The 24,418-nt window shown below is 39.1% G+C and carries 26 protein-coding genes; 7 read left to right on the top strand and 19 right to left on the bottom strand.

The features are described from left to right. Positions 1 to 108: 108 nt before the first annotated feature. The gene (locus QNN06_RS10085) at positions 109 to 765 is read right to left on the bottom strand and encodes a YkyA family protein (protein WP_307851989.1); all 657 of its coding nucleotides are present in this window, start codon (positions 763 to 765) and stop codon (positions 109 to 111) included. A gap of 171 nt (positions 766 to 936) precedes the next feature. Here QNN06_RS10085 and def point away from each other — a divergent pair, with 171 nt between their 5' ends. The 3 genes from def to rnjA all read left to right on the top strand — a co-directional run bounded on the left by def (position 937) and on the right by rnjA (position 3,927). Next, positions 937 to 1,491 (top strand): peptide deformylase, encoded by a 555-nt coding sequence (gene def / locus QNN06_RS10080; RefSeq protein WP_213116486.1) that lies wholly within the window; start codon positions 937 to 939, stop codon positions 1,489 to 1,491. 552 nt (positions 1,492 to 2,043) lie between these two features. After that, positions 2,044 to 2,253, top strand: a complete 210-nt coding sequence (locus QNN06_RS10075; RefSeq protein ID WP_213116487.1) for a DNA-dependent RNA polymerase subunit epsilon — start codon at positions 2,044 to 2,046, stop codon at positions 2,251 to 2,253. A gap of 6 nt (positions 2,254 to 2,259) precedes the next feature. After that, a complete protein-coding gene (rnjA, locus tag QNN06_RS10070) occupies positions 2,260 to 3,927 on the top strand; it encodes a ribonuclease J1 (RefSeq protein WP_213116488.1) in 1,668 nt (555 codons plus the stop codon). Positions 3,928 to 4,767: 840 nt separating this feature from the next. On the opposite strand, the gene QNN06_RS10065 is transcribed toward rnjA, so the two are convergent. The 10 genes from QNN06_RS10065 to QNN06_RS10020 form a co-directional block, all read right to left on the bottom strand. Then, a complete protein-coding gene (locus tag QNN06_RS10065; RefSeq protein WP_213116489.1) occupies positions 4,768 to 5,427 on the bottom strand; it encodes a potassium channel family protein in 660 nt (219 codons plus the stop codon). An 87-nt stretch (positions 5,428 to 5,514) separates the two neighbouring features. Next, positions 5,515 to 6,432, bottom strand: coding sequence for a DUF4349 domain-containing protein (locus QNN06_RS10060; RefSeq protein WP_213116490.1), 918 nt, complete (start codon positions 6,430 to 6,432; stop codon positions 5,515 to 5,517). 129 nt (positions 6,433 to 6,561) lie between these two features. After that, positions 6,562 to 7,017 (bottom strand): TlpA family protein disulfide reductase, encoded by a 456-nt coding sequence (locus tag QNN06_RS10055; RefSeq protein WP_213116491.1) that lies wholly within the window; start codon positions 7,015 to 7,017, stop codon positions 6,562 to 6,564. Between the two features lie 58 nt (positions 7,018 to 7,075). After that, positions 7,076 to 8,200 (bottom strand): N-acetyldiaminopimelate deacetylase, encoded by a 1,125-nt coding sequence (locus QNN06_RS10050; RefSeq protein WP_249366434.1) that lies wholly within the window; start codon positions 8,198 to 8,200, stop codon positions 7,076 to 7,078. A gap of 58 nt (positions 8,201 to 8,258) precedes the next feature. Continuing rightward, the gene (gene dapD, locus QNN06_RS10045; RefSeq protein ID WP_213116493.1) at positions 8,259 to 8,969 is read right to left on the bottom strand and encodes a 2,3,4,5-tetrahydropyridine-2,6-dicarboxylate N-acetyltransferase; all 711 of its coding nucleotides are present in this window, start codon (positions 8,967 to 8,969) and stop codon (positions 8,259 to 8,261) included. Between the two features lie 80 nt (positions 8,970 to 9,049). Next, positions 9,050 to 9,928, bottom strand: coding sequence for a transcriptional regulator CcpC (locus tag QNN06_RS10040; RefSeq protein ID WP_284037520.1), 879 nt, complete (start codon positions 9,926 to 9,928; stop codon positions 9,050 to 9,052). Positions 9,929 to 10,002: 74 nt separating this feature from the next. Next, on the bottom strand, positions 10,003 to 10,446 hold the full coding sequence (gene cbpB / locus QNN06_RS10035; protein WP_213141314.1) for a cyclic-di-AMP-binding protein CbpB: 444 nt from the start codon (positions 10,444 to 10,446) through the stop codon (positions 10,003 to 10,005). A 111-nt stretch (positions 10,447 to 10,557) separates the two neighbouring features. Further along, positions 10,558 to 10,794, bottom strand: a complete 237-nt coding sequence (locus QNN06_RS10030) for a YkuJ family protein (protein WP_213116496.1) — start codon at positions 10,792 to 10,794, stop codon at positions 10,558 to 10,560. A gap of 226 nt (positions 10,795 to 11,020) precedes the next feature. Beyond that, positions 11,021 to 11,257 carry a type II secretion system protein gene (locus QNN06_RS10025; protein ID WP_213116497.1) on the bottom strand — a complete coding sequence of 79 codons (237 nt, stop codon included), beginning with the start codon at positions 11,255 to 11,257 and terminating at the stop codon, positions 11,021 to 11,023. A gap of 64 nt (positions 11,258 to 11,321) precedes the next feature. Next, on the bottom strand, positions 11,322 to 12,533 hold the full coding sequence (locus QNN06_RS10020) for an EAL domain-containing protein (RefSeq protein WP_217032939.1): 1,212 nt from the start codon (positions 12,531 to 12,533) through the stop codon (positions 11,322 to 11,324). A 143-nt stretch (positions 12,534 to 12,676) separates the two neighbouring features. On the opposite strand from QNN06_RS10020, the gene QNN06_RS10015 reads away from it, so the two are divergent. Then, the gene (locus QNN06_RS10015; RefSeq protein ID WP_213116499.1) at positions 12,677 to 13,519 is read left to right on the top strand and encodes a C39 family peptidase; all 843 of its coding nucleotides are present in this window, start codon (positions 12,677 to 12,679) and stop codon (positions 13,517 to 13,519) included. A 798-nt stretch (positions 13,520 to 14,317) separates the two neighbouring features. Next, the gene (locus QNN06_RS10010; protein WP_213116500.1) at positions 14,318 to 15,184 is read left to right on the top strand and encodes a metallophosphoesterase; all 867 of its coding nucleotides are present in this window, start codon (positions 14,318 to 14,320) and stop codon (positions 15,182 to 15,184) included. Here the strand turns inward: QNN06_RS10010 and QNN06_RS10005 are convergent. Continuing rightward, positions 15,173 to 17,275, bottom strand: a complete 2,103-nt coding sequence (locus tag QNN06_RS10005) for a sensor domain-containing protein (protein WP_249366435.1) — start codon at positions 17,273 to 17,275, stop codon at positions 15,173 to 15,175. The genes QNN06_RS10010 and QNN06_RS10005 overlap by 12 nt on opposite strands. A 208-nt stretch (positions 17,276 to 17,483) precedes the next feature. On the opposite strand from QNN06_RS10005, the gene QNN06_RS10000 reads away from it, so the two are divergent. Further along, a complete protein-coding gene (locus tag QNN06_RS10000; RefSeq protein WP_372447571.1) occupies positions 17,484 to 17,963 on the top strand; it encodes a YkyB family protein in 480 nt (159 codons plus the stop codon). Between the two features lie 126 nt (positions 17,964 to 18,089). Next, complete coding sequence (locus QNN06_RS09995; RefSeq protein ID WP_284037519.1) at positions 18,090 to 19,238, top strand: aminotransferase A; 1,149 nt, start codon at positions 18,090 to 18,092, stop codon at positions 19,236 to 19,238. Positions 19,239 to 19,274: 36 nt separating this feature from the next. Here QNN06_RS09995 and QNN06_RS09990 read toward each other — a convergent pair whose 3' ends face one another. From QNN06_RS09990 to QNN06_RS09960, 7 genes are all read right to left on the bottom strand, one after another. Next, on the bottom strand, positions 19,275 to 19,451 hold the full coding sequence (locus QNN06_RS09990; RefSeq protein WP_213116503.1) for a hypothetical protein: 177 nt from the start codon (positions 19,449 to 19,451) through the stop codon (positions 19,275 to 19,277). 81 nt (positions 19,452 to 19,532) lie between these two features. Next, positions 19,533 to 20,411 carry an NAD(P)-dependent oxidoreductase gene (locus QNN06_RS09985; protein ID WP_213116504.1) on the bottom strand — a complete coding sequence of 293 codons (879 nt, stop codon included), beginning with the start codon at positions 20,409 to 20,411 and terminating at the stop codon, positions 19,533 to 19,535. A 91-nt stretch (positions 20,412 to 20,502) separates the two neighbouring features. Continuing rightward, the gene (locus QNN06_RS09980) at positions 20,503 to 20,973 is read right to left on the bottom strand and encodes a hypothetical protein (protein WP_213116505.1); all 471 of its coding nucleotides are present in this window, start codon (positions 20,971 to 20,973) and stop codon (positions 20,503 to 20,505) included. Between the two features lie 224 nt (positions 20,974 to 21,197). Further along, complete coding sequence (locus tag QNN06_RS09975; RefSeq protein ID WP_213116506.1) at positions 21,198 to 21,833, bottom strand: FMN-dependent NADH-azoreductase; 636 nt, start codon at positions 21,831 to 21,833, stop codon at positions 21,198 to 21,200. A gap of 193 nt (positions 21,834 to 22,026) precedes the next feature. Continuing rightward, positions 22,027 to 22,173: a hypothetical protein gene (locus tag QNN06_RS09970; protein WP_213116507.1), complete on the bottom strand. Its 147-nt coding sequence runs from the start codon at positions 22,171 to 22,173 to the stop codon at positions 22,027 to 22,029. Positions 22,174 to 22,411: 238 nt separating this feature from the next. Continuing rightward, positions 22,412 to 24,124, bottom strand: a complete 1,713-nt coding sequence (gene ptsP / locus QNN06_RS09965) for a phosphoenolpyruvate--protein phosphotransferase (RefSeq protein WP_284037518.1) — start codon at positions 24,122 to 24,124, stop codon at positions 22,412 to 22,414. Then, positions 24,124 to 24,390, bottom strand: coding sequence for a phosphocarrier protein HPr (locus QNN06_RS09960; RefSeq protein ID WP_213116509.1), 267 nt, complete (start codon positions 24,388 to 24,390; stop codon positions 24,124 to 24,126). The genes ptsP and QNN06_RS09960 overlap by 1 nt, the downstream gene beginning before the upstream one ends. Positions 24,391 to 24,418 lie beyond the last annotated feature (28 nt).

Here is a 24,418-nt window from a genome sequence, read left to right as displayed (position 1 = left end):
CTGTATTAATTTATAATCCTAATCTGTTATATAAAAAACATCATTTATCTGGAGTTGTTATAATATAGAAAAAAGCCAGCCTTGTTTTTCGGCTGACTTTCTATAATGTCATTTATTAGATGATTTTATTCCTGCCTGTTTATAGAACGAAAGCTTTGTCGCATTGTATTCCTCTGTTAACTTATTAAAACTTTCGTTTGCTGCAAGAACGTTTTTATACGTCTCATTTACTTTCATAACTTGGGCTTCCAGAGCATCTAGCGGGAGCTCTTTGTTTTTAAACATTTCATACAATTCTTTATCATTTTTTAATGCCTCGGAATAATTACTGTATAAGACATCATGCGCCCTATATCTTTGCATCATAATATCATACAGTTCATTTGCAAATTTTTTTTGTTCCGGGTCTTTTAACTGATCCTTTATTTTTTTTACCTTTTGAAATTCTTTTTCAGACTCTTTTAAGCTGTTTGTTTCTTTTTCCAAAAGCTCTTTTCTTTTATCCGCAGAGTCTAATGCCTCATCGGATAGCTTAACAATTTGCTCATATTCCTTCATTCCTAGTTTTATGATTTGGTCATATAGGGCTTTTTCTTTCTTTTCCAGAGAAACGAGTGGTTCCTGTTGTTCTTCAAACCCTTTCTCTTTTGCTACAACCTTTTCTAGGACATCATACATTTCCTTCGTGGGATCTTTTTCATTTGTGCAGCCCGATAATATCAAAATAAGAGCGAAAATAAACAGAACATACCGTTTTCTTTTCATCATAAAGCACCTTACTTTCCTTCTTATCACCCTCTACTATATCTTTACTTTGTTTATTTGACAACATACCCTTTTGTCGAGAAGTAAAGAACCATCACCGTTAACAAATCCCAAAATGTTTGATAGACTAATGAGTACAATAATTTTATTCGAACATAGGAGTGAAGGTTTATGTTAACGATGGATGATATCATTCGTGATGGACATCCCACTTTAAGGATGGCAGCAGCAGAAGTTTCCATGCCGCCAAGTAATGAGGATAAACAGATTCTTTCGAGTCTGTTAGAATATGTTATCAACAGCCAGGACCCTGAAATAGCGCAAAAATATGGTCTGCGGCCTGGGATAGGACTTGCAGCACCGCAAATAAATGTATCCAAACGGATGATTGCTGTTCACTGCACCGATGACAAGGGACAGCTTATCAGCTATGCTCTATTTAACCCCAAAATCATCAGTCATTCGGTTGAAAAGGCCTATTTACAAACAGGCGAAGGCTGTCTATCGGTTGATGAATCGATTCCGGGCTTTGTGCCGAGGTATGCCCGTGTCACTGTAAAAGGAACAAGTCTAACTGGCGAGGAAATTAAAATCCGCTTAAAAGGTTTGCCTGCTATTTGTTTTCAACATGAAATCGACCATTTAAATGGGATTATGTTTTATGATCATATTGATAAAAAGGACCCTTTAAAGCCAATTGAAGGGGCCAGCGCGATTGAACGATGATGAGGCTGTTTTAAGGACAGCCTTTTTTTATGTTTGCTTCCCCCCTTATTCCATGTTTATCCATGAAAAAATTCAGCCATTTCACCATATAATAATAGTAAAAAAAGGCTCTTTCAAAAAATTTCAATTATCTGCCATCACCACCTTTACATTGGACAAGGATTGTTTAAAATAAGAAGTAAGGAGATGATCCACTATGTTAAAGAAGCTAAGGAAGAAGCTTTTAAAACAGTGGAAAGAATTACTCAGAAAAAAATCGATTGCCTAAACTTTTCGAGCCCTTCAAAGTTGCGAAGGGCTCCTTCGTTATTGTAAATTAAATAAAAACTCGCCGGATTGCGAGTCCGTTAGGACGGTTCATGAGGCGTAGTTGAATTTATGCGTTAAGAAAGTATAAAATTCGGGGAAATTTTACACTTTCTTATTAGCTATTAAAACATGCATTTTTACATACATTTCATAATGAAACTAAGTTTTCCACTGAAAATAATGAAAAAGATGAAAATGTTTTATATAATAGAAAAAGTCATGATGAATTAAGGAGCGAGAATAATGATATTTAAGGTCTACTATCAAGAAAGCATTAGCGAAGTCCCAGTTAGAGAAAATACAAAAACCCTTTTCGTTGAAAGTGAATCAAAACGGAATGTTCTTTCAAAAATTGCGGAACGGAAATTTAATGTTGAATATGTTCAAGAGGTAAAAGGAGCCTATTTAGAATATGAGCAGCAAAACGAAAACTTTAAAGTATTGGAGATATGATAATTTATGAAATTTGTAAAAAACGATCAAGCAGCTGTTTTTGCCCTGGGGGGATTGGGTGAAATAGGCAAAAACACATACGGGGTACAATTCCAAGATGAAATTATCTTAATTGATGCTGGAATTAAATTTCCCGAGGATGAATTATTAGGAATAGATTATGTCATTCCTGATTACAGTTATTTAGTTAAAAATGAAGACAAAATTAAGGGCTTATTCGTCACCCACGGCCACGAAGACCACATAGGCGGCATTCCTTATTTATTGCGCGAAGTCAATATTCCGATTTATGGAGGGAAGCTGGCACTTGGGTTAATTAAAAATAAGCTGGAAGAGCATGGTCTATTGCGGAATGCTAAATTAATCGAAATCAAAGAAGATGATGTGATTAAGTTCCGGAAAACATCGGTTACCTTTTTCCGGACAACCCATAGTATCCCAGATTCATATGGCATTGTCGTAAAAACGCCTCCGGGCCAGATCGTCCACACAGGTGATTTTAAATTTGATTTCACACCAGTCGGAGAACCAGCAAATTTAACAAAAATGGCGGAAATCGGCAAAGAAGGCGTGCTTTGTTTATTATCTGATAGTACCAATAGTGAAATTCCTGATTTCACTATGTCGGAACGTCGGGTTGGTGAAAGCATCGATGATATTTTCCGCAAGGTAGACGGACGAATCATTTTTGCCACTTTTGCTTCCAATATTCATAGACTTCAGCAGGTAACAGAAGCAGCCGTTACATACGGCCGCAAAATTGCTGTATTTGGACGGAGTATGGAAGCAGCGATTAATATCGGTCTTGATTTAGGCTATATTAGGGCACCGAAAGAAACCTTTGTTGATGCTGGTCAGATTAATCGCCTGCCGGCTGATAAAGTAACCATCCTTTGCACAGGAAGCCAAGGAGAGCCAATGGCTGCGTTATCGAGAATCGCTAACGGCACACATAGACAAATTCAAATTATTCCTGGTGATACTGTGGTCTTTTCCTCATCTCCTATTCCAGGAAATACTATTAGTGTCTCAAGAACGATTAATATGTTGTTTAGAGCGGGCGCCGAGGTAATCCATGGTAAATTAAGTAATATTCACACATCCGGTCATGGCGGACAAGAAGAACAAAAGTTAATGCTCCGATTAATCAAGCCGAAATTCTTTATGCCTATTCATGGCGAATATAGGATGCAAAAAATGCATGCTAAACTTGCCGTCGATTGCGGCGTGCTAGAAGAAAATTGCTTCATTATGGACAATGGCGAAGTCCTTGCTTTATCAGAAAATACAGCCCAGGTTGCCGGAAAGATTCCATCTGGGAATGTATATATTGATGGAAGCGGTGTGGGTGATATTGGCAATATCGTTTTAAGAGACAGAAGAATTTTATCTGAAGAGGGCTTAGTAGTAGTTGTTGTCAGCATCAACATGAAGGAATTTAAAATTGCTTCCGGTCCAGATTTAATTTCACGAGGATTTGTTTATATGCGTGAGTCTGGGGACCTAATCAATGATGCACAAAATTTAATTACCAAGCATCTTAACAAGATAATGGAGCGAAAAACAAGCCAATGGTCAGAAATTAAAAATGAAATTACCGATACGCTGGCTCCATTCCTATATGAAAAAACGAAGAGAAGACCAATGATTTTACCTATTATTATGGAAGTATAAAAAAAGGAACCGCTAGCGGTTCCTCAAGGCTATCGAAAAACTTTCGATAGCCTTTTATTATGCTCCTTTTTTAAAAATCCACCGCGGTTTCAACAAGTCTGTTGATTAGCGCTCCAGGCACTTCGCTTTCCGCGGGCGTGCCGTGGAGCCTCCTCGTCGCTACGCTCCTGCGGGGTCTCCCCTGCCCCGTACTCCCGCAGGAGTCTTCGTGCCTTCCGCACTAATCAACAGGTGTTTTACATACAGACCATCACCTACAATAAATATAAAATAAGTGACGAATTAAATGTTGTGCCAATAGAGAATTGCCAAAGTGAAAAAGATCTGTTTCTATTTATAAATGGGTTCTAAACTAACACCGTTTTTTGCTTGATGGACAAAGATATTGAATTCTTTTTTTCCTTGTAAAATTGTTCCTTTTTATAGTAAGAATATTGGCCACCAATCTGATTCCTCTTCTTTTTTAAGATGATGGTTATAGGGTATTTTTTTGTTTTTCGTGTGTTGGAATCAATTTGGTCGAATTGCATCCTTTTGATTGGAGTGGAGGGCACTCGACTCCTGCGGGAAATAGAGGTCGCTGGAGACCCGCAGGCGCTTTCAGCGCCGAGGAGGCTCCAGGACCTCCCAGTGGAAAGCGAGTACCCGGAACGGAAATCAACAGGCCTAGTTGCAGTCACAATAAATATAGATTTTGACCAAATAAAAAATTGCCGAGAAAAATAGCCTTTCTCGACAAATAGTGGAACAGCTTGGCCGGTTCCCTTTTTTTAGCTAATAAGAAATTCAACTACGTCTCTGTCTTCGTCCTAACGGACTCGCCAATCGACGAGTTTTCATTTATTCCATCACTTTATGTTCAAATCGGTCTATATCATTGTCGGTGCCAATCACGATCAAAACGTCATTGACATTGATCATCTCTCCTGCTTGAGGAGAAACAATAATGTCCTCTCCCCTTTTGATGGCCACTATATTCAAACCGTATTTTTTCCGGATATCCAGATCCATAATGGTATGGCCGCCAATTTTACCGTTTGCAACGATTTCGACGATGCTATGTTCATCCGATAACTCAAGATAATCAACAACATTACTTGAGGTCATATTATGGGCGATTCTCCGTCCCATATCCCTTTCAGGATGAACAACATGATCTGCGCCGATTTTTCTTAAAACCTTTTCGTGATAATCATTCTGCGCCTTTGCGGTTACGCGGCTCACTCCTAATTCTTTTAGAATTAAAGTGGTTAAAATACTTGATTGAATATCATCGCCAATAGCGACAATGACATGGTCAAAATTACGAATTCCTAAACTTTTTAAAACTGTTTCATCGGTTGAGTCGCCGACAACGGCATGTGATGCAATCATCGAAAATTCATTTACCCGTTCCTCGTTTACGTCAATTGCCAATACTTCCATTCCCTCATCTGTTAAGGTCCGGCAGATACTGCCGCCAAATCGTCCAAGACCAATAACAGCAAAACTTTTCTTCACAAATAATTCCCCCAGGAAATTCAATTAGTTAACTGGTATCATTTTAACATCCATCATAATTTTTATATAGAGCGAGATTTCAGCGATTTAATCACGGTTTCTCTGCTGCTTTCTTTTTTTATAAATAACTATGCCCGCTGCTGCTAATATGATAAATAGTATTATTATCGGCATATTGCCAAAAATAAAAACGACCAACCCGGAAAAGAAGGATAACAGAAGATTGGTACTCTTCATAAACTGTTTTTTCGTTTTTTCCCAAGTATTTAGTTTGTCCTTTTCAATATCAGGAACAATAATTTTATTTTCATAGAGAGCAATATTTACTGTTGAGAAAGATGTTTGATTTTCGAGATATTTCATTTTTCCTTCGATTGTTTCGATTTCCTCTTGAACAGCCGCTAAATCTGCAGAGATTTTTAAAAGGTCTTCTGTCTTAACTGCCCCATTCATAAAGGAAAGAAGACGTTCCTCCACGACCCGTTTGGATTTTAGCCTTGACTCAAGGTCGACATATTCCTCGGTTACATCCTGCCCGATAATATTCCGCTGGAACACTTCAACTGCTTGCCCCTCTGCATCGTGCAAAAAATCCTGGAAATGTTTTTGCGGGATTCTTATCTTCATATGTCCGCTGATTTGTTCTTTTCCTGCTTTTGCAACATTGGACTCAGCAATATAGCCGCCATATTGGGCGACTTTTTCTTCAAAAGTCCGAACAGTCCGGTCAAATTTCTTTACACGGAGTTCTAGGTCTGCTTGATAGATGACCATTTTACTTTGAACCTCTAAGCTGACCGTTTCAGAAGCCTTATTTGCGGTTGATTTGTCACTAGCAGATAAGGAGGGTTTCTCAGCATTGTCCGAACCTGCAGAATCCATTTGTGCCATGTTTTCCACATTCATTTTCCCACTTTCACTTCTGCTATTGTTCGAGCTGCAGCCAGTCAGTATAACCATCAATGTCATAATAAAAATAATGAAAAGTTGTATTCCATTTTTCATATCTTAAGACACCCCTTTTTTATAAAATAGTCCATTTAATACACTGACGATTTTATAAGGGTATGGTTACATCATTTCCTTCTGATAAAAAATAAAATACGGCGCGTGATTAAAACAGCTTCACAAGATTTATTCTGTTTTCTCTATCTCACCCAACACCCGGTTAATGCGTTTTTCGAGCATTTTTATGCCGCTGCCTCCGGCTTGGAAATGGCGGAGCTTGCCTTTTTTGTCAAACACATAGTAGGCAGGAACATATTTATTTTCAAAGGCAGCTGTCAATTTATGTTCGCTGTCGACAAAAGTCGGCTGGGTGACGCCATGTTCAGCCGCTGCCTGTTTGATATCTTGAATATTTAAATCATTCTCTGACCTTGGCATATGAATTGAGACAACATTCAATTTGTCCTTGTATTGGTCGCGAAATTGATTAATCCGCGGCATGTCTTCTTTACAAAGATGACAGCTGATGGACCAAAAATGAAATAGGGTCGGCTTTTCACCAACTAACTCATCCTTGGTTACCTGACCATTTAGCCATTCAACCGCTCCCACTAACTCGGGCATTTCCTCCCTTAGCTTCATCTCTTTTCCCTCCTATGAAATAGACCTAACACGAAGGTTAGGTCTAGCTAAGCATGCTTTATGAATGATTTCCTTTTAAGGCAATATATTTTGTGATCACTCTTACCGCAACATCGATTGCCGCTTCACTTGGTGTTAATTTGGCATGATGCAGTCCGTAGGGGGAATCGACACCGAGCCAAAACATAAATCCAGGAATTTCTTTCAGCATGTAGCCAAAATCTTCCCCTGTCATGGCTTCTTTACATTCTACGAATTGAACCGCATCATCTTCTTTTATAAAATTTATGAATTCCCTGGTAATTTCCTCGTTATTATACACCTGATGGTACATAGATCCGTAGTCAATTACTGCCTCACATTCAAAACCGGCTTCAATTCCTTTTACAATCGCTTCAACTCGATGCTTGACCTTTTTCATCGATTCCGGGGACAATGTTCGGATTGTCCCTTCTAGCCTTGCTTTCTCGGCAATAATGTTTTGAACAGTTCCTCCTGTGATTTTTCCAATCGTGATTACGGCACTGTCTAATGGGTTAACATTTCGAGAAACAATGGTTTGCAGCTGATTGACAAGCTGGCAAGCAGCGATGACCATATCATTGGTTTGATGCGGATAGGCAGCATGACCTCCCTTTCCCTTCAAATCAATAAATAGTTCAGATGTATTTGCAAACAATAATCCTTCTTTCACAGCGATGGTTCCGACTGGATACTCGGGTGCAATATGAAGCGCAAGAATCACATCTGGCATCCATTCCCGCATTTCCGCTGTCCTTAACATCGGTTCGGCACCGCCAGGACCTTCCTCAGCAGGCTGAAAAATAAATAATAAATCGTCATCAATTGGGTTCTCTACAAAAAAGGTAAGCACTCCAAGTGCAATGCTCATGTGAAAATCATGCCCACAGGCATGCATTTGCTCGCTGTGCTGTGAAGAAAATGGAAGACCCGTTTCCTCAGTAATGGGAAGACCATCAATGTCGGTCCTATAACCAATTGTTTTTTTCGAGTTCAACCCTGAAACCTTGACAAAGAGGCCAGTTTTCCATTTTTTTAAGGCAACCCGCTCTTGGGGTAATGAGTGTATGTAAGCTAATAAATAGGCCTGAGTTTTATATTCTTGGAACCCAAGTTCAGGTATTTGATGAAGATCACGGCGGATTTTAACAAATGGATTCATGGTTACCACTCCAATCTATGCAGAAAGCGTGGAACAATTCCACGCTTTTTTGTCCTAATTATAATTGACGAAGTGCATCTAAAATCTCTGTTTTGGATTTTGTTTGCTCGTCAATATCTTTAATTTTTCTTGCTGGCGTTCCTGCAACCACTGTATATGGCGGAACATCTTGGGTAACGATAGCTCCGGCAGCGACAACCGAGCCTTTTCCAACTGTTACTCCTTCAAGAACAACGGCGTTGGCGCCAATTAAAACATCATCTTCAATAATAACCGGTTTTGCTGATGGCGGCTCAACCACTCCAGCCAATACAGCACCTGCACCGATATGACATTTCTTACCAACCGTAGCCCTGCCGCCAAGAACTGCGTTCATGTCAATCATCGTTCCTTCACCAATTACAGCTCCAATATTGATGACGGCCCCCATCATGATAATGGCATTATCGCCAATCTCTACTTGGTCACGAATAAAAGCACCTGGTTCAATTCGGGCATTAATATGCTTCATATCCAATAATGGAATGGCTGAATTACGGCGGTCGTTTTCAACAACAAAATCTTCAATTTTTGCCGGATTTGCCTCAAGAGCAGTGTTGATTTCAGACCATTCACCGAAGACAACCCCGGTATTACCATTAATGAATGCTTTTGCATTGGCACCAAAGTCAATGCCTTCAAGCTCACCTTTTACATAAACCTTTACTGGTGTTGATTTTTTGCTATTTTGGATAAAGGATATAATTTCATGTGCATCCATCATTTTCATTTTCTAAATCCCCCTATACTTGTACTAAAAAATACTTTAGCAAACAAAAGCGCTGAAAACAAGAAAAACATATGCTTTATTTAAGATTCCGAAACATATTCTTTAATCAACTCTACAAATGCTTGTACTTGTTTCAATTGAAAAGCAGACTCATACCCAAGAAGCCATGTATCGCGGCTTAAAGGTTCATTTTTTTCATTCACAAGGGGAATTTTGCAAATATCTCTTTCTGCCTTCGTTAAGGTAATTCCAGGCAGAATCGCATAGCCAATTCCATTAAAGGCCATTTGCTTACAGGTTTCAATTTGGTCAACGACAACGGTCCTTTTCGGCGTGGTTTTAAAGTTCCGCATCCACCAATCCTGTATTTCTTGGTAATAATTAGAGTCACTCTTAAATTGGATAAACGGGCGGTCTGTTTCAAGGACTTGATCTGGGTTGGTGATTTCTCTATCCACCAAATACAGCGGATCACGAAACAGGTGTACTTTAACCCCCTTCCAATCAGGTGTACCACGAATAATGCCAACATGGACCTGGTCTTCATACAAACAGTTTAAAATCTCACTGCTCCAGCCTGTTACTAGTGAAAGCTTTACTTGGGGATATTTATCGATAAATTTCTTCAGAACTTGTGGCAGCCAGTTTTGCCCGACAATGGAGGCTACAGCAATTTTTAAGGTACCCGATACGCCCTCTTGCAGGGAGTAAATTGTTTCCCGTACCTTTTCCTCTTTTTTCAGGACCTCGTTTACAAAGGCTATCACATGTTCACCGGCAGGGGTCAGCGCTAATCCTTTTTGTGAGCGGATAAAAAGCTTAGTCCCCCAATCCTTCTCGATGGTTTGCAGACGCTGTGAGAGGGCCGGCTGGGAAACAAACAGCCGTTCCGAGGCTTTGCGCATATTCATTTCCTGTGCCAAAACAGACAGTAGTTGAAATTCCGACAATGATGACACTGTTTTTTCCCCTCCTTTTTCCTTTTCACCTGCAAAAAATAGCCCCCAAAAAAGGGGGCCCTGCTTTTCGTAAGTTATCTATTACCGCGCTTAATAAACAGATTTAATTGATTTAATACCGTACTTCTTGGCAAAATCCCCTCAAAAAAACCATCTTCTGTCTCAACACAAAGAAATGGTTGGGTAACTAGCAAATCTAAACATTTGTTAAATGGGGTGGATATTGTGACTCTAGGCATAGACTTTTTCATTACTTCTTCTACCCGTCTTTGTTCAAGCTTTTCAAATTCAATTCTTTCAAGACCTAAAATGGAATCCATTATAATGGGTGTACTGATTAAACCATGAAGCTTGTAGGATGGGTCCAAAACAGGAATAGCCGTGTAACCGCTTTTCGTTAACACCAATAAGGCATGTTCCACACTATTTCCGATTTGTACATGTGCGACCCGCTCAGACGGGATAATCAAGTCTTTTATCATTAATTCTAGAAATTCCCCGCTGGGAAGATTAATCATCACCGAAAACTCCTCATGTTTGTTTTTCTACAGACCTATTCTATCATAGTTTTCGGACCTCATGCCAAAAATTGCGATTGCCCTGATAAAAAAAAGGAACCATACAGGCTCCTATTGAATCAAGTCAAAAATCTCGATTGTAATCATATCAATATTATCGAATTGATATCGTTTTGGCTTTTCCTTCTCAAAATAAACCTCTAACTCAAATGTTTCAGTTTTTGGATGGAAAGTGACTTGACATTTCCTTTCTCCATTAACCTCAAAATAACGCTGCGCCGGCTCTCCGCTAGCGGATTGTTCCTGAAGGTTTTTTAATCTTGTTAATATACCTTGAAGCTGTGACATGTGCTTATCTCCTTTCAAACACAAACAAGAATTCTATAAATTAGGTTTTGCATTTGACATGTTTCTATCCTAATGAATTATTTTCATCAATAAAAAAATCATCTTTTAAACATGCCAATATTAAAAGAATAAAATAACGTCCTCTATTTGTCCAAATAAAAATGAAAAAATTGGCTAAAAAATTTTTCTAAATGAAAAAAGAAGGCCCTCATTGACTGAGACCTTCTCAAAAAAATCTGATGGCTATAAAAAGTATAATAAATAAAGTCAGTGCAAAGAAGATGCCGTAGGATAAAAAAATAGGGTTTTTGACATATACATTTTTTTGAATTCCTTTGTCTAACTGGGTATCAAATTCACCCTCCACAGCTTTTTGCTGCCTTCCAAGGGCAAGTGTATAAATGAGGGAAACAGCCAAAATACCAACAATAAGAATGGCAACCGTCATTTCAAAAAGAGTCATTGAGCATTTCTCCTTTAAAGATAAACTATATCTTTAAATTGCCACTCCGTGACACATTCTATTCTTACAGCAATTGATCGTGTTCAAACAAATATTGGTATGAAATATCGATAAATAAGTATTCACTGCCATTGATGGGAAATGAAAAGGTTCGAATCGGCTCACCGGTTTCAATATCACTATATAGGTCCGACAAAATGCCTTTTCTTTCATTCCGCATTTTGATGATGTTCTCTAGAAAATACGGCCTCCAGCTCCAGTTTTTATTGATATATTCAGCCTGAATACTCCAGCCTCCGTTTTCCTTAAAAAGATTGGCCGACTTTTGAAAGCCGTCTTCATCACAAATATATAACCGAAAGACGATGTGATCCATTTCTTTTCCCAGGACATGCAGGAGCTCTTCATAGCCGGACTTCCGGTTTTTCATTACAATTTCCTGAACCTTTGCTTGAAAATATTCAGCAGTTGTATAAACAGCCTCCAATTTTCTTTTTTCATATACAATAAAGTCGTGGAATTTTTCCTTTAATCGGGGTTTTAAGAAATCCCGGCTGATAAATTCTGCGGCTGGAGGGTGCAAATAATAACCCTGATAATAACGGCCGCCATTTTTCCAAGCAAACTGCAACTGGTAGCTCATCTCAATATTTTCAAACAAGAGCGTTGCTCCAATTTTTCTAGCAAGGACCGACACGGAAAATAAAACATCATTGAAATTGGTACCAATTGAGGTTGATTTTAAAGCTTCTAAATTAATTTTTAAAATGTCCGGTTCAAGCTCCCCGATTCGTTCGAAAAAATGATTTTCACTGCCAAGATTTGCAATGGCAATTTTAATTCCATAGGTCCGATAATATTGCAAAAGATTATCAAATTGGTCTAAATCTCCTGAGTAGTTGTGATCAGAAATTTCAAGGACAATTCGACTTAACTTAAAACCCCTGCTTTCGAATTCTAAAAGCTCCTGAAGAAATGGTTCTCCATGTCCATACATAAGCAGTTCAGCATTCCGGTTCAGGAATATGCTGACATCTTCATCCAGCTCCTCCGCCTTTTCCAGCGCTTTTCGAACTAAAAGCAAATCAACTTCGAATTTATATTCTTCAGGAATTTGTTCATCACAAAAAAACGGACCTAAGCTTATAACATTTTCTGCTGATTTATATCTTCCTAACACTTCATAGGCGATTACACGCTGTTCATCGGCACTAAAAATCGGCTGGAAATAAGGAAAAACATCATTTAGATTTGAGAGTATTTCCAGTGCATCCATCCAAAGTACCTCCAAAAAATTGTTAATTTCATTATACCATACGCACAAGAATTACCGTCTGTTCTTTGCCAAAAGGATACCATTATAACTCTAAAGAAACAATCAAACAATATTCTTAGCTCTTCAAAAGAGGAGGTAAGGATGTGAAAAAGCTAAGTCTGTTCGCTTTAATCCTTCCATTGCTTGGATGCAGCCATGTTGGTGAAAATAACGAAGTGAGTTCTAAGCAAAACAATATTAAGCAAGAGCCTCCGATCATTGAGGATGAAAAACCCAAGAACGTTTCTTCTACAAAAGAGGATAATCGCTCCTATAATTTCAATGACCTAAACAGTCAGATCATAAATATAAGCCAAGAAGAGGAAACAGCAAAGCCCTTTGTAAAGAAGGAATCCACCTTATTGGACGTTATCATAATCCGGCAAACCCCAGAGCTTAGAAACGGATGTGAAGTGACCAGCCTTGCGATGATGCTAAACTACGCCGGGGTTCAAACAAACAAAATGGAGTTGTACCGGCAGATAAAAAAAGACCCCGATCCGCTCATCAAATCACCAAAAGGTGATTTCTTGCATTGGGGGAATCCCGATCACGGATTTGTTGGTGATATGACCGGCAAACAACCGGGGTATGCTGCTTTTGAGCAGCCAATGATTGATTTAATAAATAAAAAGTTGCCGGGCAGAGCCGTTAATTTGACCAATCAGCCATTTGAAAAAATATTGGAACATGTTTCAAGTGGGTTTCCTGTCGTGATCTGGACAACAGGTGATTACCGGCTCCCAGATCGGTGGGAAGCATGGAATCATGGAAAAGAATATATAAAAACACCGCTTGATTTACATGTCGTCTTGCTCGTCGGCTATGACGAGGGTCATGTATATCTGAATGATCCACTTTCAGGAAAAAAACAAGTCAAAGTAAACAAAGATCAATTTATCGCTTCATGGAATGCCCTAAAAAATCGTGCTGTCAGTTACAAATAAACAACAAAGAGCAGCCACCCCGGCTGCTCAGGCTATCGGAAAACTTTCGATAGCCTTTTATTTTTGCTCTTTTTTAGTGATACACCGCTTTTTACAATATTATTAATGTTAGGTTTTTCAACAAGTCTGTTGATTGGCACTCCAGGCACTTCGCTTTCCGCGGGCGTGCCGGCGAGCCTCCTCGTCGCTTCGCTCCTGCGGGGTCTCCCCTGCCCCGTACTCCCGCAGGAGTCTTCGTGCCTTCCGCGCCAATCAACAGGTGTTTTATAATAGAGACCTTCAAATACAATAAAAATAAAATAAGTAGTGAATTCAATGTTTTAGCCAAAATTGAATAGCCAAAGTGAATGTGAATTTGTTTCAATTGATGAATTGTTCCCCGCGAATTCTTACTGCAGCCTGCCAAAATATGAAAAAGATTGTAACTCACTAGCAAGGCTGGAAATTGTGTGTTGCTATACTTTAGTTGATTTGCCTCCCTGTTGATTGGAGCGGAGGGCACTCGACTCCTGCGGGATATAGAGGTCACTGGAGACCCCGCAGGCGCCATAGCGCCGAGGAGGCTCCAGGACCTCCCCGCGGAAAGCGAGTGCCCGGAGTGGAAATCAACGGGCCTAATTGCAGAGACAGCATATAGATTTAGACAAAACAAAAAGCAGTCGTCTAGGCTGCTTTTTATTGGTATTTTTTATGATTTTTCAGAATAAACACTAACATGAGCCTTTATTCTTGCAATAAGCTTTATTTTTTCTGAAAATACATAAGGGACTCTAATAAAAAAATAGGCTGGTAATAAAAATGTTTCAAAATTTAACTCGGAGGACATTTATTAAAAGAACATTTGGTTCCCTGCTTACAGTCCTCGGAATGGGGGCGGGGGGATATTATTATGCAAATCGAATTGAACCATCTCTTCTTGAAATTAAACAATTGGAAATCATTCATGAACGAATTCCCAGCAGCTTTAACGGAAAAAAAATAGTCCAATTCAGCGACACCCATCTTGGTTTTCAATATACCTTGGATAAGTTTATAGGTTTAGTTGATTCCATCAATGACCTCAAGCCGGACATTATTGTTTTTACGGGCGATTTAATGGACGAGCCAAATAAATATTTGGAAACGAATCAGCTCGCGCCAATTCTAAAGAAATTGCATGCGCCATTAGGAAAGTATTGTATATATGGGAACCATGATCATGGCGGTTATGGCTCAGAAATATATCGGGAAATTATGAATACAGCGGGTTTTACTATCCTGTTAAATTCAGCAGTTTCAGTTACCTTAGAGGATAACAGTTTTATCAGCCTGCTTGGGATTGATGACCGAATGTTAGGCAGACCTGATATTACGACAGCCATAAAAAATGTGCCAAATAATTGTTTTAAAATATTATTATCACACGCGCCAGATATGGCCGATACCGCAAGCTCATACCCGATCGAATGGCAGCTGAGCGGACACAGTCACGGCGGTCAGGTTAAACTTCCGTTTATCGGCGCTCTTGTTATTCCGCCTTTTGCGAAGATTTATCAGGAAGGTCATTACATTGTCCGCGGCGGCCATGAGCTAAATCTTTATGTAAATAGGGGAATCGGCACGACACGCCTGCCTTTCCGATTTATGGCCAAGCCAGAGCTTACAGTGTTTACTTTAAAAAATTAAAAAACGCTCTTCCAGCAAGGTTGGTGGGATAGGCTCCGAATAATAAAAGCCTTGAATTTTGTGGCAGCCCGCCTGAATCAAAAATTCAGCCTGTTCTTTCCTCTCCACGCCCTCGGCAATCACTTCAAGGCCAAGGCTTCTGCCAAGGTGGATAATGGTCGATGTGATTGCCGCATCCTTATCATCGTCTAATATTTCCTTGATGAACGATTGGTCGATTTTCAGACAATCAAGTGGGAACCTTTTCAAATAGTTTAACGATGAATACTCTGTTCCAAAATCATCAACTGATATTAAAAGACCCAAGTCTTTTAGCTTTCTTAGAAGCGGGATTGTTTCCTTCATGTCCCGCATAATGCCTTCGGTAATTTCAATTTCTAATGACGTTGGCTGAATTGAATATTTATTGATCATCGATTGAATAAAAGAAACCAAATTAGGCTGTTGAAATTGTTTCGGTGAAATATTTATTGCAATCCGTATACCCATGATCCCTTTATCATTCCAGCTTTTAATTTGTTTACAGGCATTTTCTATTACCCAATTCCCTATAGAAACAATAAGGCCTGTATCTTCAGCGATTGGAATAAAAACCCCTGGGGAAATCCAGCCGAACTCTGTATTCTTCCAGCGCAGAAGCGCCTCAAAAGATGCAGCTTTCCCGGTCAGGACATCTATTTGGGGCTGATAATACAATGTAAGCTCGCCCCTGTCTATCGCTCTTCTTAGATGAGTTTCCAAAGTTACAATATTGGAAAATAACGAATTCATATCTGATCGATAAAATTGGTAATGCGCCCGGCCTCTCTCCTTAACGCGAAAAAGCGCCTCATCTGCATTCTTAATTAACATTTCTGCATCCTTCCCATCATTAGGGTACATGCTGATTCCAATGCTTGGAGAAATAAAATACTCATGGGAATTAAAATAAAAGGATCGAGAAAAGGAAGTAAGCAGCTTTCCTACAAAAAAATTAGCCCCGGAACGATTTGTGTTAAGCAATAGAATAGTAAATTCATCCCCGCCAACCCGGTAAATAAAACAGCATTCATTTTGGAATTGTAATAACCGGTTGGAAACCTGCTTTAAAATTTCATCCCCAGCCAAATGTCCAAGAGTATCGTTCAAATATTTAAATCTGTCCAAGTCGATTGAGATTAAGGCAAACTCCTCTGCCGGATGATGGTCAGCCGGGATACGTTCATTTAAATGTTCAAGCAGGGCGCGGCGGTTAAATAATCCTGTCAATTGATCATGAAATGCCATGAATTTTATCATTTCCATGTTTTTTGCCTGCTCTGACAAATCTCTTAAAATTATGTAGACCCCGTTTATTTCCCCGTATACGACAATTGGTACTGTTTTTATATGTACAATGAGCCGTTTCCCTTTATTGTTTAAAATTTTACAATCCAGTGACTCAAGAGAAAAACCGGAACACGTCTTTTCGATAAGACCTTTAAACTTTTCCAAATCATGGTCATCAATTAAATCATAAATCGACCGATTTGACAGATGTCTTTCCAATGATCCCGTCAAAATAGCAGCAGCCGGGTTTGCTTCCATTATTTTTCCTTCCGGACTAATGATAATAATTGCATCCAAGTTATGGTCAACTATAGAGCGGTATCGCTGCTCACTTTCGCCGATTCTTTTTCTCTCAAGGGACCATTCGGTAATATCTCTTGTTACTGCTACAATATAACGAATGGCGTTATCCTCATCATAGATTGGAGTTAAAATGGATTCCCCGTAAACCTCTTTCCCGTTATCGCCATAAAATACATCGTCAAAAGTAATGATTTCCCTTTTTTTTAATAGTTTCTCATACATTCGCTGAAGCGATTTGGCAAAATCCTCTGGCAGAACATCCTGAAAAGTCCTCCCTATCGCCTCCACATTTAAGTTTGCCTTTCTCATTCCCGCCTCATTGATAAACAGGTATCGAAAGCTTGGGCCTTCTTCCACTTTGACGACAAATACCATATCCTGTATATATTGAAAAATAATATCGAAGATGATTTCCTGTATTTTAGGCCCGGCTTTCCCGGATTCAATTTCACTTATAAAAAACTGATTGAATTGGGTCATTTCATCATCCTCACGAACAAAATAAATTTTTTCCTTATCCTATACAATATTTCTAAATTTATTTTACAACGAAATAATTTGATTGGAAGTAATTTATAGAAAATAATGACTATTCTACAAAAATTTTTCCTCTTTTACTTAATGTATTTCTATTTTCCTAAAAAAAACGGTATAATATAATTGTCTAAAAAAGAAAGGAGATATGATTTTGAATCCCGACCAGAAATCCCCCCATAAAAAAGTAAACCTAACCATCGAAAACCTCTCACAAGCTGTCTTTATCGTGAACCGACATGCAAAGACAGCGCCAAATCCCAAGTTTTTGTATAAACTAAAACAAGAATCATTAAAGAAATTGATTGAAGAAGGTAAAGCTAAAAAAGTGGGTCTTCACTTTTCCGAACATCCCAGAAATAGTCAGCAGCAATCCGATGTTTTAGTAGAATGCGGAAATTACCTATTCCACATTCCGCCTACTAAGAGTGACTTTATGGATCTTCCTCATTTAGGAAAATTGGACGGACATATCCGAAATCCAAAGGCAGTACTGTCCCTTAATGCAGCAAAAGCCCTGCTGCAGACTTATACAGGCATAACCGAGCTAGATCCTCCGCCAGGCAGCCCGAGAAAAAGGCCTCGGACCTATCAAAAACCGATCTTTAAAAAATTGGGTGAAAGATATTCATAGTGGTTTAAAAGCCGGACTTTTCCGGCCTTTTTCATTTGTTCTTAATACTAGAAACATCTCTTGTAAATATTCTATAATTAAGCAAAATAACTTTTATTGATTTTATCGCGGGAAGGACGGACAATTTTGGAGCATTTACTTAATGAACGTGTAAAAAACATTGAAATTTCAGGGATTCGAAGGTTTTCCAATATGGTTTCCCATGTTGAGGACGTGATTTCCTTAACAATCGGGCAGCCTGATTTCCCTACCCCGGAGCATGTAAAAAAGGCGGGTATCGAAGCAATTACTGATAATTTTACCTCTTATACACATAATGCCGGCACAATAGAATTAAGAAAGGCTGCTTGTGAATTTGTAAAAAAGAAATATCAGTTGAACTACCAGCCGGAATCGGAAGTAATCGTCACAATGGGAGCTAGTGAAGCAATTGATATTGCTTTAAGGACCATCTTAACGGAAGGCACTGAGGTTATTTTACCCGGACCGATATACCCGGGTTACGAACCGGTGATTCGAATGATGGGGGCACAGCCGATCTATAGTGATATTCGCGAAAATCAATTTCGCTTTACGCTGGATATGATAAAACCATACATAACAGAAAAGACTCGCTGTATCGTCCTCCCTTATCCATCAAATCCTACCGGAGTAAGTCTAAACGAAGTAGAGCTACGAGAAATAGCGGATTATTTAAGGGATAAAGATATTTTCGTTCTTGCTGACGAAATATATAGCGAGCTTTCCTATAACCAGATGCATTATTCGATTGCAAGCTTTCTTAAAGAACAAACAATAGTCATTAACGGATTATCTAAGTCCCATTCAATGACGGGCTGGCGAATCGGCTTTTTGTTTGCTCCCGAAAATATTGCAAAGCATATCTTAAAGGTTCATCAATATAATGTTTCCTGTGCAAATTCTATTGCTCAAAAAGCTGCATATGAGGCGCTTACAACAGGGATTGATGATGCCCTTTCCATGAAAAAGGAATATGAAAAGCGTCGTGATTATGTCTATCAGCGCCTTGAGACAATGGGTTTTGAAGTGGTCAAGCCAGACGGGGCCTTTTACTTCTTTATAAAAATTCCAAGCACGATTGCTTTGAATAGCTTTGATTTTGCAGTTAAACTTGTGAATGACGTAAAGGTAGCAGTAGTACCCGGTAGTGCTTTTTCTGAATACGGAGAAGGATATTTCCGTTTATCCTTTGCCTGCTCAATGGGCACGCTTGAAGAAGGACTAAATCGAATCGAACAGTTCCTAAAAAAGTAAAAGAGGCCAATCAGCCTCTTTTACTTTTTTATGGATTCAACCTTTATATTTTCCGTTATTTTTCGCTGCTTTTACCTTTTTTGCCTTATCATGATGAATTTTATTCGTATCGGCAGAGCCCATTTCGTGGGCAAATTCTTCATTTAATACTGCAGAATCAAAACCTTTTTTGTTTTTTTGCTGCGGGTCGTTTTTCTTTGTTCGCTTTGCCATAAACATTCCTCCTATTTTAGTTTCTAGAATAGTTTCATGTAGGAAGGAGGTAATTATGCCTGGCAGTTTGTGGCCGGTCCGCTACTTTTTCCAGTACTTATATAAAGCTTGGGTACCGCTATTTTCTTCACCCAGGGAAGCTAACTTATCATACATGGATTTTGCCAAAGCCAATCCTGGCACTTCCATATCCATACGTTCAGCCTCATCCAATGCTATTTTCATATCTTTAATAAAATGCTTTATGTAAAATCCAGGCTCAAAGTCCCCTTTTAACATTCTTGGCGCCAGATTGCTCAATGACCAGCTTCCGGCAGCACCTGCTGTGATACTTTTTAAAACAGTTTCAGGATCAAGTCCCGCCTTTTCAGCATAAATAATGGCTTCACAGACACCAATCATATTAGAAGCGATCGCAATTTGGTTGCACATCTTGGTATGCTGTCCTGCTCCTGCCTGTCCTTGGTAAACAATATTGGTTCCCAACAATTTTAATAGCGGGTGAACGGCTTCAAAGGCATCGTAGTCTCCGCCAATCATAATGGAGAGCTTTCCATCCCTTGCACCGATATCACCGCCGGAAACAGGAGCATCAATCGCATAGATGTCTCTTTTTTTAGCCTCGTTGTATATTTTTTCAGCCAGAGATGGTGAAGAAGTCGTCATGTCAATATAATAACTGCCCGGAATTCCATTTGGAATTAAGCCGTTTTCACCCAAATAGACCTCCTCAACATCGTTTGGGTACCCTACCATCGTAATAACCACGTTTGCCTTTTCGGCAACGGCCCTCGGGGATTCCGCCCATAAAGCTCCTTTTTCGATTATTCCTGCAGCTTTTTCTTTTGTTCTTGAATAAACCATTACAGGGAATCCTGCAGCAAGCAGATGACCTGCCATGCTTTTACCCATCACCCCTATTCCAATAAAACCGATTACTGTATTATCTGCTGTTAACAAAAAAATCTCTCCTCTCGTATATTTGCTTTTATTTTAGCATTTTCCGCCAATATTATCGTAATAAAAAAGACCGAAACTTTTTATTCCGGTCTTAAAGTTCAGACGAAAAATTTGTTAAAAAGGCTCTACCAAAGACCTTTTTGTTATTGAACACTTCGATAGAGACAGCGTTATTCTGTTCAATCATATTTTGAAGCTCTTGGATATGCAAATCCTTTTGCAGAGGAAGCGGGTCCATAAAGATATATTTCTCCTTTTTCCCCTTAACGTCTATATATTCTCCGTTAAGAACCTGCTCCTCACCATAGACAATTTCCCGCCTGCCGATGGCAGCCGCCAAGCGGTCATCGTGGATGGTTACTTTCACCTTATATAATTGGTGTCCCTCCAAAATTTCATTGTTTATTCGAAAGCGAAATTGGATTTCGTTATTTTTCGTTAACAGAGCATCCGCATAACGGTTCGCAATTAATTCATTGGAAGTCAATATTCCACATCCGCTTAATAGAAAAGACCCGAAAATGATATAGAGACCTAAAATAAGTTTAAAGTTTTTATTCATTTTGACCACTCCTTTATATCTTTCACCATCGCCAAAAATTTTTGGTGTTAAACATAAGGAGAAGCATAAACTCCTTCTATGAATTACCTCGTTATACATTTAGTATTAAATACATTCAAACATGCCTTTTAGCAGAGACAATCAATTAATAAAGATATAGCTATACAAAAAGAGGCTGCCACTAAAAGTTACACTTTTGGGACAGCCTCTATCATAATTAGCTATTAGAATGTATGAGCTAAATCCTTTGCGCGAGCAATTGCTTTTTCTTTGATTTCCTGCGCTTTGTCAGGCATGGCATTATGGCCCTCCACAAACAGTCCTTCGAAGGAAGGTACACCGAAGAAACTCATCATGACATTGATATAACGGTGCCCCATTTCTAGTTCTGCTGCCGGCCCTGTGGAATAAAAGCCTCCTCTGGCTTGAATATGTAATGCCTTTTTATCGGTTAATAGACCAATTGGACCCTTTTCCGTATATTTAAAAGTTTTACCCGCAACTGCCACGGAATCAAAATATGCCTTCATGACAGGAGGAAATGAGAAATTCCATAGAGGGGTAACAAAAACATACTTGTCTGCTGCAATAAATTGCTCGCTTAACTCATTTAAACGGCCGACTTTTGCCTTTTCGTCTGCTGATAAATCATCAAAAGACTGACCGGACCGTAACTTTCCCCATCCACTGAACACATCCACATCAATTTCAGGGATATTTTCAGAATATAGATCCAAATGGATCACATCGTCATTAGGATTAACTTGTTTGTAAGTGTCAATAAACGCTTTACCCACTGCCATACTGTAAGATTGAGCCTCATCATGAGGGTGAGCTGTGATATATAAAACCTGTGCCATGTCATTCACCTTTCTCTTCGATTGATATACATAGTCTGATTCAAAATCATATTTTTTAACCAATCAAAATTTATTTCAGTTTGAAATGATTAAAATCAAGGTAACTTTAAAATAAAAGCTTTAACGTATCAATTATTTTGCTTTTCAAACATAAAAAAAGGATTTGTCATTTTGACAAATCCAATAGTAGTTTTTATTCATTTGCGTCAATTGAATAAGGACTTTGACCTACGTTTTTTCTCATTTCATCAGTCATTAGAAAAGGTTCATTAACATTCACTTCATTTTCTGCTTGTTCAAGATGGAAACTGCCGTCATAATGTACTGGTTTTTGTTCCATAATACTACCCACTCCCACATTGATTTACACTTAAGATGCCCAAGTTTCATTCAAATTACTTAGAAGACTTTCAAATTTCCTCATACTATCAACATGGTATGAAGTTAAAATTCAGGTCTTTATGACTAATATTATAACTAAAAATTCTCTGAAAGAACATAATAAATTGAAAATAAAAACAGTAAAAAAGGACTAGCCATATTAGCCAGTCCTTTTGAAAGATATGTTGAGTTTTCAATTATTTAACAGCAGCATTTACTGCTTCAATTACTTGATCGGTTGTCTGCATGTTCAAGACTTGCTGCACAAGCTTTTCCATATCTGATTTCTGTAAATTTTTGATTAATGATCGTGCTTTAAGAATGGATGTGGCGCTCATTGAAAATTCGTCAAGTCCAAGACCGAGCAGAATTGGAATCGCTGTTTCGTCGCCAGCCATTTCTCCGCACATACCTGCCCATTTACCTTCTGCATGAGCAGCATCGATGACCATTTTTACTAATCGTAAAATTGATGGGCTATATGGCTGGTATAGATAGGAGACACGCTGATTCATACGGTCGGCTGCCATTGTATATTGAATCAAATCATTAGTACCAATACTGAAGAAATCTACTTCTTTGGCGAATTGATCAGCCAGAACCGCAGTCGATGGAATTTCAACCATGATACCAAGTTCAATTTTTTCAGCAACCTTTTGCCCTTCTGAAATCAATTTTTGCTTTTCCTCTTCAAGAATCGTTTTTGCTGCCCTGAATTCATCTAGAGTGGCAATCATCGGAAACATAATTTTCAAGTTTCCGTATACACTTGCGCGTAATAATGCCTTAAGCTGTGTCCGAAAAATTCCTTGCTCTTCCAGACATAAACGAATCGCTCGGAAGCCTAAGAATGGATTCATCTCTTTCGGTAATTCCAAGTATGGAAGCTCTTTGTCGCCACCTATGTCCAATGTCCGCACTACAACTGGCTTTCCTTCCATTCCTTCTAGGACTGCCTTATATGCCTCGAACTGCTCTTCCTCTGTTGGCAGCTGGTCTCGTCCCATATAAAGGAATTCTGTACGATAGAGGCCAACTCCCTCGCCACCATTTTCTTTTACTCCTTTTAAATCTTTTGGAGTACCGATGTTAGCAGCCAGTTCAACATGATGCCCGTCAGCGGAAACAGTAGGCTCGTTGACAAGCTTGGCCCATTCTGCTTTTTGTGTTTCGAAATCTTCATGAACTTTTTTGTACTGCTCCACGAGTTCAGGGGTTGGGTTAATATGTACTTCACCCTTTAGCCCATCAACAATGACCAAATCGCCATTTTGAATTTCTTCGGTAGCTGTCTTGGTTCCCACGACTGCAGGAATTTCCAATGAGCGCGCCATAATAGCGGAGTGGGATGTCCGTCCGCCAATATTTGTAGTAAACCCTTTTACAAATTGTCGGTTTAATTGTGCTGTATCCGAAGGGGTCAGATCTTCTGAAACGATAATGACTTCTTCCGCAATCATGCTTGGATTTGGCAGCTGCACATCTAATAAATGAGCTAGTACGCGCTTGGTCACGTCGCGGATATCCGCAGCACGCTCCTTCATGTATTCATTATCCATTTGTTCGAACATCATCACAAACATATCCGCAGTTTCTTTAAGCGCTGCTTCTGCATTTACGTTCTCGGACCCGATCTTATCTTCAATCGGATTATTTAATTCCGGATCACTTAAAACAAGGAGATGCGCTTCAAAAATAGCTGCCTTATCAGGGCCAAGGTCAACCTTTGCTCGGTCGCGAATGATTTCAAGTTCAGACTTCGCTTTTGCCATGGCATCACGAAAACGCGCTACTTCAGATGAAGCATCTTCAATTTTTTTCTGTTCAAAAGATAAATCTGGTTCAACCATGCGGTATGCTTTAGCAATGGCGATACCATTTGATGCAGCAATTCCTTTTAAAAAAGTCATTATTCAGCCAATCCTTCTTTTCTCAATGTTTCTTCCAGGCTGTTTAAAGCATCGTTTGCATCGCTGCCTTCTGCTGTAATTTTGATTTCGGCTCCCTTGCCAATGCCGAGAGACATAACGCCCATAATTGATTTTAAGTTAACTGTTTTGCCTTTATGTTCAAGATTGATTTCTGAATCAAATCTGCTAGCTGTTTGGACTAAGAGTGTTGCCGGTCTAGCATGAATTCCTGTATCTGCTGTTACTGTAAATTGTTTTTCTGCCATCTTCAATCAAACTCCTTTTTTTATGTAG

This window comes from Neobacillus sp. 114, from assembly GCF_030127045.1.
In the GTDB taxonomy this organism is placed as follows: Bacteria; Bacillota; Bacilli; order Bacillales; family Cytobacillaceae; genus Neobacillus; species Neobacillus rhizophilus.
Note: the sequence above shows the minus strand (reverse complement) of the source record. Positions and strands in the feature narration are given on the sequence as shown.

Coding starts and splice junctions, on each gene's coding strand:
- QNN06_RS10085 (WP_307851989.1), bottom strand. CDS start 765: ATGAAAAGAAAACGGTATGTTCTGTTTATTTTCGCTCTTATTTTGATA.
- def (WP_213116486.1), top strand. CDS start 937: ATGTTAACGATGGATGATATCATTCGTGATGGACATCCCACTTTAAGG.
- QNN06_RS10075 (WP_213116487.1), top strand. CDS start 2,044: ATGATATTTAAGGTCTACTATCAAGAAAGCATTAGCGAAGTCCCAGTT.
- rnjA (WP_213116488.1), top strand. CDS start 2,260: ATGAAATTTGTAAAAAACGATCAAGCAGCTGTTTTTGCCCTGGGGGGA.
- QNN06_RS10060 (WP_213116490.1), bottom strand. CDS start 6,432: ATGAAAAATGGAATACAACTTTTCATTATTTTTATTATGACATTGATG.
- QNN06_RS10055 (WP_213116491.1), bottom strand. CDS start 7,017: ATGAAGCTAAGGGAGGAAATGCCCGAGTTAGTGGGAGCGGTTGAATGG.
- QNN06_RS10050 (WP_249366434.1), bottom strand. CDS start 8,200: ATGAATCCATTTGTTAAAATCCGCCGTGATCTTCATCAAATACCTGAA.
- dapD (WP_213116493.1), bottom strand. CDS start 8,969: ATGAAAATGATGGATGCACATGAAATTATATCCTTTATCCAAAATAGC.
- cbpB (WP_213141314.1), bottom strand. CDS start 10,446: ATGATTAATCTTCCCAGCGGGGAATTTCTAGAATTAATGATAAAAGAC.
- QNN06_RS10030 (WP_213116496.1), bottom strand. CDS start 10,794: ATGTCACAGCTTCAAGGTATATTAACAAGATTAAAAAACCTTCAGGAA.
- QNN06_RS10025 (WP_213116497.1), bottom strand. CDS start 11,257: ATGACTCTTTTTGAAATGACGGTTGCCATTCTTATTGTTGGTATTTTG.
- QNN06_RS10020 (WP_217032939.1), bottom strand. CDS start 12,533: ATGGATGCACTGGAAATACTCTCAAATCTAAATGATGTTTTTCCTTAT.
- QNN06_RS10010 (WP_213116500.1), top strand. CDS start 14,318: ATGTTTCAAAATTTAACTCGGAGGACATTTATTAAAAGAACATTTGGT.
- QNN06_RS10005 (WP_249366435.1), bottom strand. CDS start 17,275: ATGACCCAATTCAATCAGTTTTTTATAAGTGAAATTGAATCCGGGAAA.
- QNN06_RS09990 (WP_213116503.1), bottom strand. CDS start 19,451: ATGGCAAAGCGAACAAAGAAAAACGACCCGCAGCAAAAAAACAAAAAA.
- QNN06_RS09980 (WP_213116505.1), bottom strand. CDS start 20,973: ATGAATAAAAACTTTAAACTTATTTTAGGTCTCTATATCATTTTCGGG.
- QNN06_RS09975 (WP_213116506.1), bottom strand. CDS start 21,833: ATGGCACAGGTTTTATATATCACAGCTCACCCTCATGATGAGGCTCAA.
- QNN06_RS09970 (WP_213116507.1), bottom strand. CDS start 22,173: ATGGAACAAAAACCAGTACATTATGACGGCAGTTTCCATCTTGAACAA.
- ptsP (WP_284037518.1), bottom strand. CDS start 24,124: ATGACTTTTTTAAAAGGAATTGCTGCATCAAATGGTATCGCCATTGCT.
- QNN06_RS09960 (WP_213116509.1), bottom strand. CDS start 24,390: ATGGCAGAAAAACAATTTACAGTAACAGCAGATACAGGAATTCATGCT.